This is a genomic window from Micromonospora sp. CPCC 206060 (assembly GCF_036906895.1).
Lineage (GTDB): Bacteria > Actinomycetota > Actinomycetes > Mycobacteriales > Micromonosporaceae > Micromonospora.
In genome coordinates, this window is the sequence record NZ_JBAKHU010000091.1 from 1 (window position 1) to 18,249 (window position 18,249).

The following is an 18,249-nucleotide window of genomic DNA, read 5'->3' on the forward strand; positions in this document are numbered from 1 at the left end:
GGCGAACACCGGGAACACGTCGTACAGACCACGACCCATCCCCACCCACTGCGAACCCTGACCCGTGAACAACGCACCCAACCGACCCGGCACCGCCCGATGAGTCACCCCACCACCGGACGCCAACACCGCCAGACCGTCCACCAGGTCAGCAACGTCCCGACCAGCCACCACCGACCGGTACTCGAACTGCGAGCGGGTCACCACCAGCGACCGGGCGACATCCCGTGGGGTGAGGTCGTCCCGAGCATCGAGGAACGCGCGCAGCTTCGCTGCCTGGGCGCGTACCCCGTCCGGGGTCTTCGCGGACAGCAGCCACGGCAGCACCCCGTCGGCCGGGGGCTGCTCGTCGGTCACCGGCACCTGATCCGCCTCGACCGGAGCCTGCTCCAGGATCACGTGGGCGTTGGTACCGGAGAAGCCGAACGACGAGACACCGGCGCGGCGCGGGCGGTCGGCGTCCGGCCATTCACGCGGCTCGGTGAGCAGTTCGACCGCACCGGCCGACCAGTCGATGTGCGGGCTCGGCGCGTCGACGTGCAGCGTCTTCGGCAGTACGCCGTTCCGCATCGCCTGGACCATCTTGATGATGCCGGCGACACCGGCGGCAGCCTGGGTGTGCCCGATGTTCGACTTCAGCGAGCCCAACCAGAGCGGGGCGTCCCCGGAGTGCGCCTGCCCGTACGTGGCGAGCAGGGCCTGCGCCTCGATCGGGTCACCGAGGGTGGTGCCCGTACCGTGCGCCTCCACCACGTCCACGTCGGCGGCGGTGATGCCGGCGTCGGCGAGCGCGGCGCGGATGACCCGCTGCTGCGACGGGCCATTCGGGGCGGTCAGCCCGTTCGACGCGCCGTCCTGGTTGAGCGCGGAGCCCTTGACGATGGCGAGCACCTGGTGACCGTTGCGTCGGGCGTCGGCGAGCCGCTCGACGAGGAGTACGCCGACACCCTCACCCCAGCCGGTGCCGTCCGCGGCAGCCGCGAACGCCTTGCAGCGGCCGTTGCGGGCCAGCCCGTTCTGCTTACTGAAGTCGATGAACGCGTTCGGCGTGGACATGACGGTCACGCCACCGGCGAGCGCGAGCGAGCACTCGCCCGAACGCAGTGACTGGACGGCCATGTGCAGCGCCACCAGCGACGACGAGCAGGCGGTGTCGACGGTGACCGCGGGGCCCTCCAGCCCGAGCGCGTACGACACCCGACCGGTGAACACACCGGCCGACGTACCGGTGCCGAGGAAGCCCTCCACCCCGTCCGGTACGGCGGCGAGCCGGGTGCCGTAGTCGTGGTAGATCATGCCGGCGTAGACGCCGGTGTCGCTGCCGCGCATTGCGGCCGGGTCGATGCCGGCCGACTCGAACGCCTCCCACGCGGACTCCAGCAGCAGCCGCTGCTGCGGGTCCATCGCCATTGCCTCGCGGGGCGAGATGCCGAAGAACTCGGCGTCGAAGTCACCGGCTTCGTGCAGGAACCCACCGTCGATGGTGTACGTGGTGCCGGGGCGGGACAGCTCCGGGTCGTACAGCGACTCGACGTCCCAACCCCGGTCGGTCGGGAACGTCGACATGCCGTCCCGACCGTCGACCAGCATCCGCCACAGTTCCTCCGGTGAGGAGATGCCACCGGGGAACCGGCAGGCCATGCCGACGATCGCGATCGGCTCGTCGTCGCTGAGCACCCGCACCGCCGGGCCGCTGGCCGCCGGCAGTGAGCCGACCAGTTCGTCACGCAGGTAGGAAACCAGGGTCACCGGGGTCGGGTAGTCGAAGACCAGGGTGGCGGGCAGCCGCAGCCCGGTCGCCGAGTTGAGCCGGTTACGCAGTTCCACGGCGGTCAGCGAGTCGAAGCCGATCTCGTTGAAGCTGCGGTTCTGGTCGATCATCTCCGGGCCGGCGAAGCCGAGCACCCCGGCCACGCTGGTGCGTACCAGGTCGAGCAAAAGCTGCTCGCGGTCGGCCTCGCTCAGCCCGGCGAGCTTGCGGGTCAACGAGTCGGCGCCGCCCCGGGCTGCGGAGGCCGCGCGGCGTGCGGGAGCCCGGACCAGGCCCCGGAACATCGCTGGCAGCTCGTTGGCGTGCGGCGCGAGTACGGCGGTGTCGAGGTGCATCGGCAGCAGCAGCGCCTGCCCGGTGGTCTGCGCGGTGTCGATGAGGGCCATGCCCTCGTGGCCGGCGAGCAGGCGGAAGCCCTCGCGCTCCATCCGGCCCCGGTCGGCGTCGCTGAGTCCACCGGTCATGCCGCCGGCCTCCGCCCACGGTCCCCAGGCCAGGGTGGTGGCGGGCAGGCCGGCGATCCGGCGGACCTGGGCGAGTGCGTCGAGGAACGCGTTCGCGGCCGAGTAGTTGCCCTGTCCCGGGTTGCCGAACGTGCCGGCCGCCGAGGAGAACAGGATGAACGCGGAGAGGTCGAGGTGCCGGGTCAGTTCGTGCAGGTTGATGGCGGCGTCGACCTTGGGCGCGAACACCCGGTCGATCCGCTCCTCGTTCAGCGCGCTGATCACCCCGTCGTCGACCACACCAGCGGTGTGGATGACTGCGGTGAGCGGGTGCTGCACCGGAATCGCGGCGAGAACGTCGGCGAGGCTGGCCCGGTCCGCCACGTCACACGCGGCGAACGTCACCGAGGCCCCCAGATCCGCCAGTTCCGCACCCAGTTCGGCGGCGCCCGGGGCGTCCGCACCCCGCCGGGAGACCAGCAGCAGGTGCCGGACCCCGTGCGCGGTCACCAAGTGCCGGGCCACCAGTCGACCCAGCGCACCGGTCGCACCGGTCAGCAGCACCGTGCCGTCGGTGTCGTAGCCGCGCGGAATGGTGAGTACCACCTTGCCGACCTGCTTGGCCTGCGACAGGTGACGGAACGCCTCCGGAGCCCGCCGCACGTCCCAGGTGGTGATCGGCAGGGGCCGCAGCGCACCGGCCTCGAAGAGGGCCAGCAGTTCGGCGAGGATCTGACGAAGCCGGTCCGGGCCGGCGTCGGCCACGTCGAACGCCTGGTAGTGCACGCCCGGGTGGTCGGCGGCGACGGTCTCCGGGTCGCGGATGTCGAGCTTGCCCATCTCGACGAACCGGCCACCACGCGGCAGCAACCGCAGCGAGGCGTCCACGAACTCACCGGCCAGGCAGTCCAGCACCACGTCCATGCCCCGACCACCGGTCACGGCACCGAACTTCTGCTCGAACTCGACCGTCCGGGAGTCCCCGATCCGGTCGTCGACCAGACCGGCCCGACGCAGCGCGGCCCACTTGCCCCGACTGGCCGTACCGAACACTTCGGCACCCAGATGCCGGGCGATCTGCACGGCTGCGGAGCCGACACCGCCGGCCGCCGCGTGCACCAGCACCGACTCGCCGGACTTCAGCCCGGCCAGGTCGACCAGCGCGTAGTACGCGGTGGTGAAGACCACCGGTGCGGCAGCGGCCTCGGCGAAGCTCCAGTGGTCCGGGATCCGGCTGAGCATCCGCCGGTCAGCGGTGGCGTAGGGGCCGAAGGCGCCGTCGAGCATGCCCATCACCCGGTCGCCGGGGGCCAGGTCGGTGACGCCCGCACCGACCTCGACCACCACGCCGGCGCCTTCGAAGCCCATCAGGCCGGCGTCACCGGGGTACATGCCGAGCGCGTCGAGCACGTCCCGGAAGTTCAGACCGGCGGCGCGCATCGCGACGCGTACCTGACCGGGGACGAGTGGCTCCCCGGCGGCCGGCCACGGGATGAAGGCCAGCCCGTCCAGACTGCCCTTGGCGGTGGTGTCCAGCCGCCACTCCGTCACCCCGGCCGGCGGGTTCAGCGCGGCCTGCGCACCGACCCGGCCGAGGCGGGGCACGAACACCTTGCCGGCCCGCAGGGCCAGTTCCGGTTCGCCGGTGGCGAGGGCCGCCGGCAGGGTACGGACAGAGTCCTCGCTCCCGTCGAGGTCGATCAGGATCAGCCGGTCGGGGTTCTCGGACTTCGCCGAGCGGACCAGTCCCCAGACCGCCGCAGCCGCCAGGTCCTCCGGTGCGGTACCGGCCAGCGGGGCGACCGCGCCCCGGGTGAGCAGCACCAGCCGGAACTGGGCCAGTTCGGGGTCGGACAGGAACTCCTGGACCAGGGCGAGTACCCGGTTCGTCGCCGCGCGGACGGTGGTGGCGTCCAGCTCGACGCTTTCCGTACGGGCGTCGACGAAGATCAGCTCAGGGGCGGGGTCGAGGGCGGTAGCGGCCGCCAGGTCGGCGCAGCTCCGCAGCGGCACCCCCGGCAGGTCGAGATCACCGAGACCGGCCCAGTTGGCCTCGCCCGTAGCGGCGGCGGCGACCGGCAGCGGGGACCAGTCGACCTGGAAGAGCGACTCGTGGAAGCTCGGCTGGGCGGCCTTGAACGCGTCGGCGGTGACCGCCCGCAGGGTCAGCGTCGACACGGTGACCACCGGGGCCCCGGCCGCGTCGGCCGCGACCAGGGTCACCCCGTCCGACCCGCTGGGGCTGATCCGCACCCGCAGGGCGCTGGCGCCGGTGGCGTGCAGGCTGACCCCGGCGAAGGTGAACGGCAGCAGTGCGCCGCCCTCGCCGGAGCCGTTGAGGCCGATGGCGTGCTGGGCGGCGTCGAGCAGCGCCGGGTGCAGGCCGAACGCCTGTGCCTCCTCGCCGGCCGCCTCGGGGAGCTGTACCTCGGCGTAGATGTCGTCACCCTGCCGCCAGGCGGCGCGCAGGCCCCGGAACACCGGGCCGTACTGGAGGCCCACCTCGGCAAGCTGGGGGTAGTGACCGTCGACCGGGATCGGCTCGGCGTCCGTGGGCGGCCACTCCGTCAGCGGTACGGCGGGAACGGTGCTCGGCGTCAGCACACCGATGGCGTGGGTGGTCCACTCCGTGTACTGACCGGCGGTGTTGGCGCTCTCCAGGGTGGAGTAGACCGCCACGTTACGGCGGCCGTCCTCGTCGGCTTCGCCGACGGTGATCTGGACGTGTACCGCGCCCGAGGCGGGGAGCACCAGTGGCGCTTGGAGGGTCAGCTCGTCCAGGGTGTCGCAACCCACCCGGTGACCGGCGTGCAGGGCGAGTTCCACGTGCGCGGTACCGGGCAGGACGATGGTGTCCATCACCTGGTGATCGGCCAACCACGGATGCGTCGCCACACTCAGCCGACCGGTCAGCACATGCTCGTCCGCCCCGGCCAGGGTCATCGCCGCCGCCAGCAACGGATGCTCGGCAGCGGTCATGCCCAGCCCGGTCGGATCGGCCGGCACGCTCGCGGTGGCCTCCAGCCAGTACCGCTGGTGCTGGAAGGCGTACGTCGGCAGCTCGACCCGCTTCCCACCAGCCAGCAGGGCGGAGAAGTCGATGCTGATGCCCCGGGCCCAGAGGGCACCGAGTCCGGTGGTGAAGGTCAGCGCGGCGTCCCGATCCCTACGGACCAGCGGGATTGCGGTGGCCTCCTCCAGGATCTGCCCGGTCAGCGCGGCCAGGATCGCGTCCGGACCGATCTCCACGAACGTGACCACACCACCGGTGTGCGCGGCGGTCACCGCGTCGGCGAACCGGACACCCGCCCTGACGTGCTCCACCCAGTAGTCCGCGTCAGCCCAGACCGCAGCGGTGGTCAACTCGCCCGTCACCGTCGACGCCACCGGAATGTCGGAAGCGGTGAAGGACAGGCCGGCGACAACCTGACGGAACTCGTCCAGCATCGGCGCCATCAACGGCGAATGGAACGCATGCGACACACTCAGCCGCTTGGTCTTCCGACCAAGGGCGCGGAAGTGTTCGGCGATCTCCTCCACGGCCGCCTCGGCACCCGAGAGGACCACGGAGGTCGGGCCGTTGACCGCACCGACACCCACACTGTCATCCCGGCCGGCCAGCAGCGGCAACACCTCCGCCTCGGTGGCCTGCACCGACACCATCACCCCACCAGCCGGTAAAGCCTGCATCAACCGGCCACGAGCCGCCACCAGCTTCGCCGCATCGTTGAGCGAGAGCACACCCGTGACGTGGGCGGCGGCAATCTCACCCACCGAATGACCCACAAACACCGACGGCTTCACGCCAAACGACTCCGCCAACCGGAACAACGCCACCTCGACCGCGAAAACCGCCGGCTGGGTCAACCCCGTCTGATCCAGATCCCCCGCACCGTCGAAGACGACATCCCGCAGGGACACGCCCAACAGCGGGTCAAGCTCAACGCACACCGCATCGAACGCCGAGGCGAACACCGGGAACACGTCGTACAGACCACGACCCATCCCCACCCACTGCGAACCCTGACCCGTGAACAACGCACCAACAGAGCCCGAAACAGCGGCAACCGGCGACACATCCCCCAGACCGGCAGCCAGCTCGGTCAAGTCACGACCGGTCACCACCGACCGGTACTCGAAGGTCGACCGGGTGTTGAGCAGAGACCAGGCCACATCACGCGCGGACAGCCCCGACCCGGACTCCACAAAGGAGACCAACCGTGCTGCCTGGGCGCGTACCGCCTCCGGCGACTTGCCCGACAGCACCCACGGCAGTACACCGTCGCCGACCGGCTCCGGCTGCGCCTCGGCATTCTCCGGCTCCTCCGCCACCGGAGCCTGCTCGATGATGATGTGCGCGTTCGTACCGGAAAACCCGAACGACGAGACCGCAGCGCGGCGCGGCCGGTCGGACGCCGGCCACTCCCGGGCCTCGGTCAGCAACTCCACCGCGCCGGCCGACCAGTCGATATGCGGCGACGGCGCGTCCACGTGCAGGGTCTTCGGCAGTACGCCGTGCCGCATGGCCTGCACCATCTTGATGATGCCGCCCACACCGGCGGCAGCCTGGGTGTGACCGATGTTCGACTTCAACGAACCGAGCCAGAGGGGTGCACCCACCCGGCCCTGCCCATAGGTGGCGAGCAGTGCCTGCGCCTCGATCGGGTCACCCAGGGTCGTCCCCGTGCCGTGCGCCTCGACCGCGTCCACGTCGGCGGCCGTCAGCTCGGCGTTGGCCAGCGCGTCCCGGATCACCCGCTGCTGCGACGGACCGTTCGGGGCGGTCAGACCGTTCGACGCACCGTCCTGGTTGATCGCCGAGCCCCGGATCACCGCGAGGACCGGGTGGCCGTTGCGCTGGGCGTCGGAGAGCCGCTCCAGCAGCAGCATGCCGACACCCTCACCCCAGCCGGTACCGTCCGCTCCGGCGGCGAACGCCTTGCACCGTCCGTCCGGGGAGAGCCCGCGCTGCGCCGAGAAGTCGATGAACGACCCCGGGGTGGCCATCACGGTCACACCACCGGCGAGCGCCATGGTGATCTCGCCGCCGCGCAGCGCCTGCACCGCCAGGTGCAGTGCCACCAGCGACGACGAGCAGGCGGTGTCCACGGTCACCGCTGGGCCCTCCAGGCCCAGCGTGTACGAGATCCGCCCGGAGGTGACGCTGCCGGAGCCGCCGGTACCGAGGAAGCCCTGCACCTCGCTGGCCGTGCTGGCCTGCTGCTGGCTGGTGTAGTCGTGGTACGCCTGACCGGCGAACACCCCGGTGCGGCTGCCCTTCAGTGACTTCGGGTCGATACCCGCCGACTCGATGGCCTCCCAGGCCGCCTCCAGCAGCAGCCGCTGCTGCGGATCAGTGGCGACTGCCTCACGGGGCGAGATGCCGAAGAACTCCGCGTCGAAGAGGTCGGCGTCATGCAGGAAGCCACCCTCCCGCGAGTACGACGTTCCGGGGTTCTCCGGGTCCGGGTGGTACAGCGCCTCCAGGTCCCAGCCACGGTTCTCCGGGAAGGTGCTGATCCCGTCCCGCCCCTCCGCCACGAGCTTCCACAGCTCCCGGGGGGAGGTGACCCCACCCGGGTAGCGGCAGCTCATCGCGACGATGGCGATCGGTTCGCTGTTGGCCGTCTCGACTTCCCGCAACCGCCGCCGGGTCTGGTGAAGATCGGCGGTGACTCGCTTGAGGTACTCGAGGAGCTTCTCTTGGTCAGACATGAGGCAGCTTTCGCGTCGAGGGAGACAGAGTTCAGGCGATCCCGAGTTCGGCGTCGATGAAGGCGAAGACCTCATCGGCCGAGGCGGATTCGAGTTGTTCGGAGACCTGCGGTCCGTCGTTGCCGGCGTCCGTGGCGGTCAACCGGGTGAGCAGGTTGCGCAGCCGGTCGGCGACCCGGAAGTCGGCGAGGGTGTCGGCCTTCAGGGCGGACACCGCCGCCTCCATCCGGTCCAGGCCGGCCAGGAGACTGGCCTCGGCGGCGGACGCCGGGTCCAGGTGCACCCGGAGCAACTCGACCACGTCCATCGGGGTCGGGTAGTCGAAGACGAGAGTGGCGGGCAGTTCGACACCGGTGGCCCGTTGCAGCTTGTTGCGCAACTCGACGGCGGTGAGCGACGTGAAGCCCAGATCCTTGAACGCCTGCCCGACCGTGACGTCCTCCGGTCCGGAGAGGGCCAGGGTCAGCGCCACCTGCGTACGCACCAGGTCCAGCAGGATCGTCTGCTGCTCCTCGGCGCTTGCGCCACCCAGCCGCAGCGCCAGCTCGTTGGCAGCTTCGGCGCCGCTGTCCTGCTGGTCGGCCGGGGTACCGCTGACGTAGGTCAGTTCCAGGTCGGGTCGGAGCCAGTAGTGCTGGTGCTGGAAGGCGTACGTCGGCAGTTCGACCCGCTTCCCGCCGGACAGCAGTGCGGTGTAGTCGATGCTGATGCCCCGGGCCCAGAGGGCACCGAGTCCGGTGGTGAAGGTCAGCGCGGCGTCCCGGTCCCTACGGACCAGCGGGATTGCGGTGGCCTCTTCCAGGATCTGCCCGGTCAGGGCGGTCAGGATCGCGTCCGGACCGATCTCCACGAACGTGACCACACCGGAAGCCTGGGCAGCGGTCACCGCGTCGGCGAACCGGACACCCGCCTTGACGTGCTCCACCCAGTAATCCGGATCCGCCCACACACTGGCGGTGGCCAGCTCACCGGTCACCGTCGACGCCACCGGGATGTCGGAAGCGGTGAACGACAGGCCAGCAACCACGGCACGGAACTCGTCCAACATCGGCGCCATCAACGGCGAATGGAACGCATGCGACACACTCAGCCGCTTCGTCTTCCGACCCTGGGACCGGAAATGCTCCGCGACCTCCTCCACTGCCGCCTCGGCGCCGGAGATAACCACGGAGGTCGGGCCGTTGACCGCACCGATCCCCACACTGTCATCCCGGCCGGCCAGCAGCGGCAACACCTCCGCCTCGGTGGCCTGCACCGACACCATCACCCCACCAGCCGGTAGAGCCTGCATCAACCGACCACGAGCCGCCACCAGCTTCGCCGCATCGTTGAGCGAGAGCACACCCGTCACGTGCGCAGCCGCGATCTCACCCACCGAGTGACCCACAATCACCGTGGGCTTCACACCGAACGACTCCGCCAACCGGAACAGCGCCACCTCAACCGCGAAAACCGCCGGCTGGGTCAACCCCGTCTGGTCCAGATCCCCACTGCCGTCGAAGACAACATCACGCAGGGACACGCCCAACAACGGGTCAAGCTCAACGCACACCGCATCGAACACGGAAGCGAACACCGGGAACGCGTCGAACAGACCACGACCCATCCCCACCCACTGCGAACCCTGACCCGTGAACAACGCACCCAGCGCACCCGGCGTCACCGAGCCGGTGACCGCGCCGGCACCCTCGTCGCCACCGGCGAGCACCGCCAGGGCGGAGAGCAACTGGTCACGGTCGGTTCCGGCGGCGAGCGCCCGGTGTTCGAAGACGGACCGGGTGTTGGCGAGGGACCAGGCAACGTCCCGGACCGGGAGTTCCGGGTTCGCCGTCAGGTGGTCGCGCAGCCGGGCGGCCTGGGCGCGTACCCCGGCAGGGGACCTGGCCGAGAGCTGCCAGGGGACGACCGGAGCGTCCGGAACCGCGTCGACGACCGGCGCCTCGATGACCGGCGCCTGTTCCAGCACCACGTGCGCGTTGGTGCCGGAGAAGCCGAACGACGACACCGCCGCCCGACGCGGCCGGTTGGCCTGCGGCCACTCCCGGTTCTCGGTCAGTAGCTCGACCGCACCTGCGGTCCAGTCGATGTGCGGGGACGGCGCGTCCACGTGCAGCGTCCTCGGCAGTACGCCGTACCGCATGGCCTGCACCATCTTGATCACACCGGCCACACCGGCGGCGGCCTGTGTGTGCCCGAGGTTGGACTTCACCGAGCCGAGCCAGAGCGGGCTGTCGGCCGGCCGGTCCTGCCCGTAGGTGGCGATGAGTGCCTGCGCCTCGATCGGGTCACCGAGCCTGGTACCCGTGCCGTGCGCCTCGACCGCGTCGACCTCGGTGGCCGACAGGCCGGCGCTGCTCAGCGCGGCGCGGATGACCCGCTGCTGCGACGGACCGTTCGGGGCGGTCAGACCGTTGGACGCGCCGTCCTGGTTGATGGCGGAACCCCGGATCACCGCGAGGACCGGGTGCCCCTTGGCCCGTGCGTCGGAGAGCCGCTCGACGAGGAGTACGCCGACACCCTCACCCCAGCCGGTCCCGTCCGCTCCGGCGGCGAACGCCTTACAGCGACCGTCCAGGGCGAGCCCGCGCTGGCGGGAGAAGTCGATGAACGTGTTCGGGCTGGACATCACGGTGACGCCTCCAGCGAGCGCCAGCGAGCACTCCCCGGTACGCAGCGCCTGCACCGCCAGGTGCAGCGCCACCAGCGACGACGAGCAGGCGGTGTCCACGGTGACCGCCGGGCCCTCCAGCCCCATTGCGTACGACACCCGGCCGGAGAGCACACCGGCCGAGGTACCGGTGCCGAGGAAGCCCTCCACGCCGTCCGGGATCTGGGTGAGCCGGGTGCCGTAGTCGTGGTAGATCACCCCGGCGTAGACGCCGGTGTCGCTGCCCCGCAGGGCAACCGGGTCGATACCGGCCGACTCGAACGCCTCCCATGACGACTCCAGCAGCAGCCGCTGCTGCGGGTCCATGGCGAGCGCCTCACGCGGCGAGATGCCGAAGAACTGGGCGTCGAACTGTCCCGCGTCGTGCAGGAACGCCCCGTCGACCGTGTACGTGGTGCCGGGGCGGGACAGTTCCGGGTCGTACAGCGACTCGACGTCCCAACCCCGGTCGGTCGGGAACGTCGACATGCCGTCCCGACCGTCGACCAGCATCCGCCACAGTTCCTCCGGTGAGGAGACGCCACCGGGGAACCGGCAGGCCATACCGACGATCGCGATCGGTTCGTCGTCGCTGAGCACCCGCACCGCCGGGCCGCTGGCTGCCGGCAGGGCACCGACCAGTTCGTCGCGCAGGTGCGCGGTGAGCGCGTTCGGGGTCGGGTAGTCGAAGATCAGGGTGGCCGGCAGGCGTACCCCGGTGGCGGCGTTCATCCGGTTGCGCAGCTCGACCGCGGTGAGCGAGTCGAAGCCGACCTCGTTGAATGCCCGGTCCGGGTCGATCGCCTCCGGCCCCGGGAAGCCGAGCACCACGGCGGCGTTGGTCCGGACCAGCTCCAGCAGCAGGTTGTCCTGCTCGATGCGGGACAGGCCGGCGAGCCGGTCCGCGAGGGGACTGCCGGAGGTGCCGCCCCGGGCCGCCGACCGGCGGGCGGGTACCCGCACCAGCGCGCGGAGCAGGTGGGGCGGTTCGTCACCGCTGGCGATCGTCTTCAGGTCGAGCTTCATCGGGGCGAGCACCGGGCTGCCCGAGGAGAAGGCGGCGTCGAGCAGAGCCATGCCCTCGTCGGTGGTGAGTGCCGGGGTACCCATCCGGTGCAGGTCGGCGCTGTCCAGGGTGCCGCCCATGCCGCCGTTCTCGGTCTGGGCCCAGAGGCCCCAGGCGAGCGAGGTGGCGGGCAGGCCGGTGACGCGGCGGGCCTGGGCGAGGGCGTCGAGGAACGCGTTCGCCGAGGCGTAGTTGCCCTGACCGGGGTTGCCGAAGGTACCGGCCGCCGAGGAGAACAGGATGAACGCCGACAGGTCCAGGTCGCGGGTCAGCTCGTGCAGGTTGAGCGCGGCATCGACCTTCGGGGCATACACCCGGTCGATTCGCTCCGCGGTGAGGGAGTCGATGACCCCGTCGTCGAGGATCCCGGCGGTGTGGATGACGGCGGTGAGCGGGTGCGTGGCGGGTACCGCCGCCAGGACAGCGGCGAGGCTGGCCCGGTCGGCGACGTCGCAGGCGGCGAAGGCCGCCGAGGCACCAAGGTCGGCCAGTTCCGCATTCAGTTCGGCCGCACCGGGGGCGTCCGCACCCCGCCGGGACACCAGCAGCAGGTGCCGGACCCCGTGCTCGTTGACCAGGTGCCGGGCCACCAGTCGACCCAGCGCACCGGTCGCACCGGTCAGCAGCACCGTGTCGTCGGCGTCGAAGTCACGCGGAATGGTGAGTACCACCTTGCCGACCTGCTTGGCCTGCGACAGGTGCCGGAACGCCTCCGGCGCCCGCCGCACATCCCAGGCGCTGAGCGGCAGCGGCCCCAGCGCGCCCGACTCGAAGAGGTCGACCAGGGCGAGCAGCATCTCCTGGATCCGGTCGCGTCCGGCGTCCACCACGTCGAACGCCTGGTACCGGACACCGGGATGGGCTGCGGCGACCTGGTCCACATCCCGGATGTCGGTCTTGCCCATCTCGACGAACCGGCCGCCGCGCGGCAGCAGCCGCAGCGACGCGTCCACGAACTCACCGGCCAGGCAGTCGAGCACCACATCCATGCCCCGACCACCGGTCACATCGCCGAACTTCTGCTCGAACCCGGTCGTCCGGGAGTCCCCGATCCGCTCATCCACCAGACCGGCCCGACGCAGCGCACCCCACTTGCCCCGGCTCGCCGTACCGAACACCTCGGCACCCAGGTGCCGGGCCAGTTGCACGGCCACCGAGCCGACCCCACCGGCAGCGGCATGGATCAGGACCGACTCGCCGGCCGTCAGCCCGGCCAGGTCGACCAGCGCGTAGTACGCGGTCAGCGCGACGACCGGGGCCGCCGCCGCCTGGGCGAACGTCCAGCCCTGCGGCATCCGGCAGAGCAGCCGGTGGTCGGTGACGCCGTACGGGCCGAAGGCACCATCGAGCATGCCCATCACCCGGTCACCCGGGGCGATGTTGGTGACGCCCTCGCCGACCTCGACGACCACACCGGCGGCCTCCAGGCCGAGCAGGCCAGCGTCGCCCGGGTACATGCCGAGCACGTTGAGTACGTCGCGAAAGTTCAGACCGGCCGCCCGGATGGCGACACGTACCTGGCCGGGGGCCAGCGCGGCCTGCGCCTGTGGCCACTCCCGCAGGTGGAGCGCCTCCAGGGCGCCCTGGCTGCGGAAGTCCAGCCGCCACGCGTCGATGTCGGCGGGTGGCGCCAGCTCGCCGGCGGCCCGGGTCAGCCGGAAGGCGTACGCGGCACCGTTGCGCAGGGCCACCTGTGGTTCGTCGGTGGCGACGGCGGCCGGCAGGGCGGCCAGCGAGTCGGCCGTACCGTCCAGGTCGACCAGGGTCAGCCGGTCCGGGTTCTCCGACTGGGCGGACCGGACCAGTCCCCACACCGCAGCGCCCACCAGGTCGACCGGGTTCTGGCCGGCGTCCACCGGCATGGCGTGCCGGGTGGTCACCACCAGCCGGGAGTCGGCGTACCGGTCGTCGGCGAGCCACTGCTGGACGGTGCCGAGCACCCCGCCGACGACCGCCCGGACCGTCGCCGCGTCGGCGTCGGGCACGGCGGGCACGGCCAGCAGCACCAGAGCGGGTACCGGGTCGACCAGGTCGGCGAGGTCGTTGTGCCGGGTGGTCGGGTAGGTCGGTTCGCCGCCGAGGTCGGCCAGGTCACCGAGTACGGCCACCACCGGCTCGGCGGTGTCGGCGCTGATGGTCACTGGCAGCCAGGACGGCTGGAAGAGGTCGTCCCGCGAGGTGGTCGCCTCGGTGGCCGACGGCACCTCCAGTGGGCGCAGCGCGAGGGTGCCGACCGAGGCGACCGGTGCACCGGCCGGGTCGGCCATCGCGATGGCGACGGTTCCGCTGGTCGTACCGGGCACCGCCGGGCTGATCCGGACCCGCAGAGCGGTCGCGCCCGTGGCGTGCAGGGCCACCGACGCGAACGAGAAGGGCAGGTACGCGGTGTCCTCGTCGGCGACGAAGCCGCCGAGGCCGATGCCGTGCAGGGCGGCGTCGAGCAGCGCCGGGTGCAGGCCGAAGTCACCGGCGCCGGTGCCCTCCGGCAGTTCGACCTCGGTGTAGATGTCGCCGTCGAGCCGCCAGGCGGCCCGCAGCCCCTGGAAGATCGGGCCGTACTCCAGCCCGAGTGCGGCCAGCTCGGCGTAGGTCTGGTCGGTGTCGATGCGGTCCGCCCCGGCGGGCGGCCACTCGGCGAGGTCGAAGTCGGGGCGGCTGGTTGTGGCGGTCAGTGCCCCGTCCGCGTGGCGTACCCAGTCCGCCGTCGGGTCGTCCGCGTCGTCCCGGCGCGAGTACACCGACACGGCCCGGCGGCCCTGCTCGTCGGCGCCCTCCACCACGACCCGGAGTTGCACGCCGCCGCGCTCGGGGAGCACCAACGGTGCCTCCAGGGTCAAATCCTCGATGGCGTACGTCTCGACGTCGACCTGTCCGCGCTGCGCCTCGTCGGCTGCGCCGAGGACCAGGTCGACCAGTGCGGCTCCGGGGACCAGGACGGTACCGCCGACCGCGTGGTCGGCCAGCCAGGGCTGGGTGGCCAGGGAGAGCCGGGAGGTGAAGACCACCCCGGCGGAGTCGGGCAGGCTGACCGCCGCACCGAGCAGCGGATGCTGTGCCTGGTCGAGGCCGAGGCCGTTGGCGTCGACGGTGTCGAAGCCCCGGGTCGGCCAGTACCGCTGGTGCTGGAAGGCGTACGTCGGCAGGTCGATCCGCTTCCCGCCGGCCAGCAGGGCGGAGAAGTCGACGTTCACGCCCCGGGCCCAGAGCGAGCCCAGGCCGGTGGTGAAGGTGACGGCCGCGTCGCGATCCCTACGGACCAGCGGGATCGCGGTGGCCTCTTCCAGGATCTGCCCGGTCAGCGCGGTCAGGATCGCGTCCGGACCGATCTCCACGAACATGCTGACGCCACTGGCCAGTACCGCGTCGGCGAACCGGACACCCGCCCTGACGTGCTCCACCCAGTAATCCGGATCCGCCCACACCGCAGCGGTGGTCAACTCACCGGTCACCGTCGACGCCACCGGGATGTCGGAAGCGGTGAAGGACAGGCCGGCGACAACCTGACGGAACTCGTCCAACATCGGGGCCATCAACGGCGAATGGAACGCATGCGACACACTCAGCCGCTTCGTTTTCCGACCAAGCTCACGGAAGTACGCGGCGATCTCCTCCACCGCTGCCTCGGCGCCGGAGATGACGACGGAGGTCGGGCCGTTGACCGCACCGACACCCACACTGTCATCCCGGCCGGCCAGCAGCGGCAACACCTCCGCCTCGGTGGCCTGCACCGACACCATCACCCCACCACTGGGTAGGGCCTGCATCAACCGACCACGAGCCGCCACCAGCTGTGCCGCATCAGCGAGCGACAGCACACCCGTCACGTGGGCAGCCGCGATCTCCCCCACCGAGTGACCCACAAACACCGACGGCTTCACGCCGAACGACTCCGCCAACCAGTACAGCGCCACCTCGACCGCAAAAACGGCCGGCTGGGTCAACCCCGTCTGGTCCAGGTCCCCCGCGCCGTCGAAGACGACATCCCGCAGGGACACGCCCAACAGCGGGTCAAGCTCAACGCACACCGCATCGAACGCCGAGGCGAACACCGGGAACACGTCGTACAGACCACGACCCATCCCCACCCACTGCGAACCCTGACCCGTGAACAGCGCACCGCACGCCTCGGTGGTTCCGGCCACCGGGGAGACATCGGCCAGCCCAGCAGACAACTCGGTCAGCTCACGGCCGGCCACCACCGCCCGGTACTCGAAGGTCGACCGGGTATTGAGCAGAGACCAGGCCACATCACGCGCGGACAGCCCCGACTCGGACACGATGAACTCGCGCAGTTTCGTCGCCTGGGCGCGTACCCCGTCTGCGGTCTTCGCGGACAGCACCCACGGCACCACCCGGCCGGACGGGACCTCCTCTGCCGGGGTCTCCACGGCGGCCGGCGCCTGCTCAAGGATGACGTGCGCGTTCGTACCCGAAATGCCGAACGACGAGACACCCGCCCGGCGCGGTCGGTCGACCGCCGGCCACTCCCGGGCCTCGGTCAGCAACTCCACCGCACCCGACTCCCAGTCGATGTGCGAACTGGGCGCATCCACGTGCAGCGTCTTCGGCAACACACCGTGCCGCATGGCCTGCACCATCTTGATCACCCCGGCAACACCGGCAGCCGCCTGCGTGTGACCCAGATTCGACTTGACCGCACCCAGCCACAACGGCTCACCATCGACCCGGTCCTGGCCGTAGGTGGCGAGCAGGGCCTGCGCCTCGATCGGGTCACCCAGGTTGGTACCCGTACCGTGCGCCTCGACCACGTCCACGTCGGTGACCGAGATCCCGGCCGACGCAAGAGCCGCCCGGATCACCCGCTGCTGCGACGGACCGTTCGGCGCGGTCAGACCATTCGACGCACCGTCCTGGTTGATCGCCGAACCCTTGATGACCGCGAGGACGGGGTGGCCGTTGCGCTGTGCGTCGGAGAGCCGTTCCAGCAGGAGCATGCCGACACCCTCGGCCCAACCGGTGCCGTCCGCACCCGCCGCGAATGCCTTGCAGCGGCCATCGGGCGACAGACCACGCTGCCGGGAGAACCCGACGAAGGTGTCCGGGCTGGCCATCACCGTGACGCCACCGGCCAGCGCGAGGGAGCACTCCCCGGTACGCAGTGCCTGCGCCGCCCAGTGCAACGCCACCAGCGACGACGAGCAGGCGGTGTCGACGGTGACCGCCGGGCCCTCCAGACCCAGGTGGTACGCCACCCGACCCGACGCGATGCTGCCACCGGTACCGAGGAAACCTTCGATCTCCTCGGCCGCCTGGTCGACGACGGTGGAGTAGTCGGTGTACATGATGCCGGCGAAGACCCCGGTCTTGCTGCCGCGCAGGGCGGCCGGGTCCAGTCCGGCCCGCTCGATGGCCTCCCAGGATGCTTCGAGCAGCAGCCGGTGCTGGGGGTCCATGGCCAGCGCCTCGCGTGGCGAGATCCCGAAGAAGCCGGGGTCGAACTCGGCCGCCCCGTAGAGGAATCCACCGTGCCGGGTGTACGACGTGCCGGCGTGGTCGGGGTCCGGGTTGTAGATCGTGTCGAGGTTCCAGCCCCGGTCCTCGGGAAACTCCCCGATCGCGTCCCGACCGTCGACCAGCAGCTGCCAGAGTTCATCGGGCGAGGTGACCTGCCCGGGGTACCGGCAGGCCATCCCCACGATCGCGATCGGCTCCCGCGAGGCGGCCGTCAGTTGACGGTTCTGCTCCCGTACCCGCTCCAGTTCCTTGAGCGATACCCGAAGCGCCTCGACGATCCGTTCGTTTGCCGCCGTCATCAGATCCTCACACTGTCGTCCGTGGGGGAATCGCTGCCGAGGGCGAGCTGGATCAGCGCGTCGGCGTCCATCTCGTCGATGGACTCACCCTCATCGCCTTCATCGGCGGTAGCCGATGGTTCTTCCCGGAGCCCGGTCAGGTCGAGCAGGCTGTCGAGCAGCCCGGCGTCCCGCAGCCGGGCGAGCGGAACCAGGTTGAGCGCCGCCCGCAGCCGCGACTCAAGGTCGTCGGCCACCGCCGGCACGAGTTCGGTACGCAGGTACGCGGCGAGTGCCCGCGGGTTCGCGTAGTCGAAGATCAGGGTGGCCGGCAGGCGCAGCCCGGTGGCCGACTGCACGGCGTTGCGGAACTCCACCGCGGTCAGCGAGTCGAACCCGAGTTCCTTGAAGGCCCGGTCCGTACCCACCTGCGCCACGTCGGCGTAGCCGAGCACTGCCGCCACCTGCTGGCGTACCAGGTCAAGCAGGGTCCGCTCCTGGTCGGCTGCGGGCAGCGCGGCCAGGGTGGCCCCGAGGTCGGGCGTTGCGGAGGCGGCCTGCGCGGCCTTCCTCGGCGTGGCCCGGACCAGGCGGCTCAGCAGCGCCGGCACCTCGCCCTGGCCGATCGTCTTCAGGTCGAGGGCCACCGGCACCAGTACCGGCTCCGGCTGGGTCACCGCCTCGTCGAGTAGCGCGAGTCCGGTCTCGGGGGTCAGCGCCTGCACGCCGGAGCGGGACATCCGCTGCGCGTCGTCGGCCGCCAGCTCGGCACCCATGCCGGTGTCCTGCTGCCAGAGGCCCCAGGCGAGGGAGACTGCCGGCAGGCCCAGACCCACCCGGTACCGCGCCAACCC

At 71.1% G+C, this 18,249-nt stretch carries 3 protein-coding genes and 1 pseudogene; all 4 read right to left on the minus strand.

What is annotated here, in order from left to right; genetic code table 11:
• The coding region (locus V6U90_RS29715) for an SDR family NAD(P)-dependent oxidoreductase (protein WP_334443720.1) at positions 1–7,929 on the minus strand (7,929 nt) is incomplete at its 3' end.
• Between the two features lie 31 nt (positions 7,930–7,960).
• Positions 7,961–8,413, minus strand: coding sequence for a phosphopantetheine-binding protein (locus tag V6U90_RS34035; protein ID WP_442933693.1), 453 nt, complete (start codon positions 8,411–8,413; stop codon positions 7,961–7,963).
• Between the two features lie 237 nt (positions 8,414–8,650).
• Positions 8,651–17,419, minus strand: a pseudogene (locus V6U90_RS29720) (SDR family NAD(P)-dependent oxidoreductase); the annotation flags it as partial.
• The coding region (locus V6U90_RS29725; protein WP_334443727.1) for a beta-ketoacyl reductase at positions 17,416–18,249 on the minus strand (834 nt) is incomplete at its 5' end. The pseudogene V6U90_RS29720 and the gene V6U90_RS29725, both read right to left, overlap by 4 nt.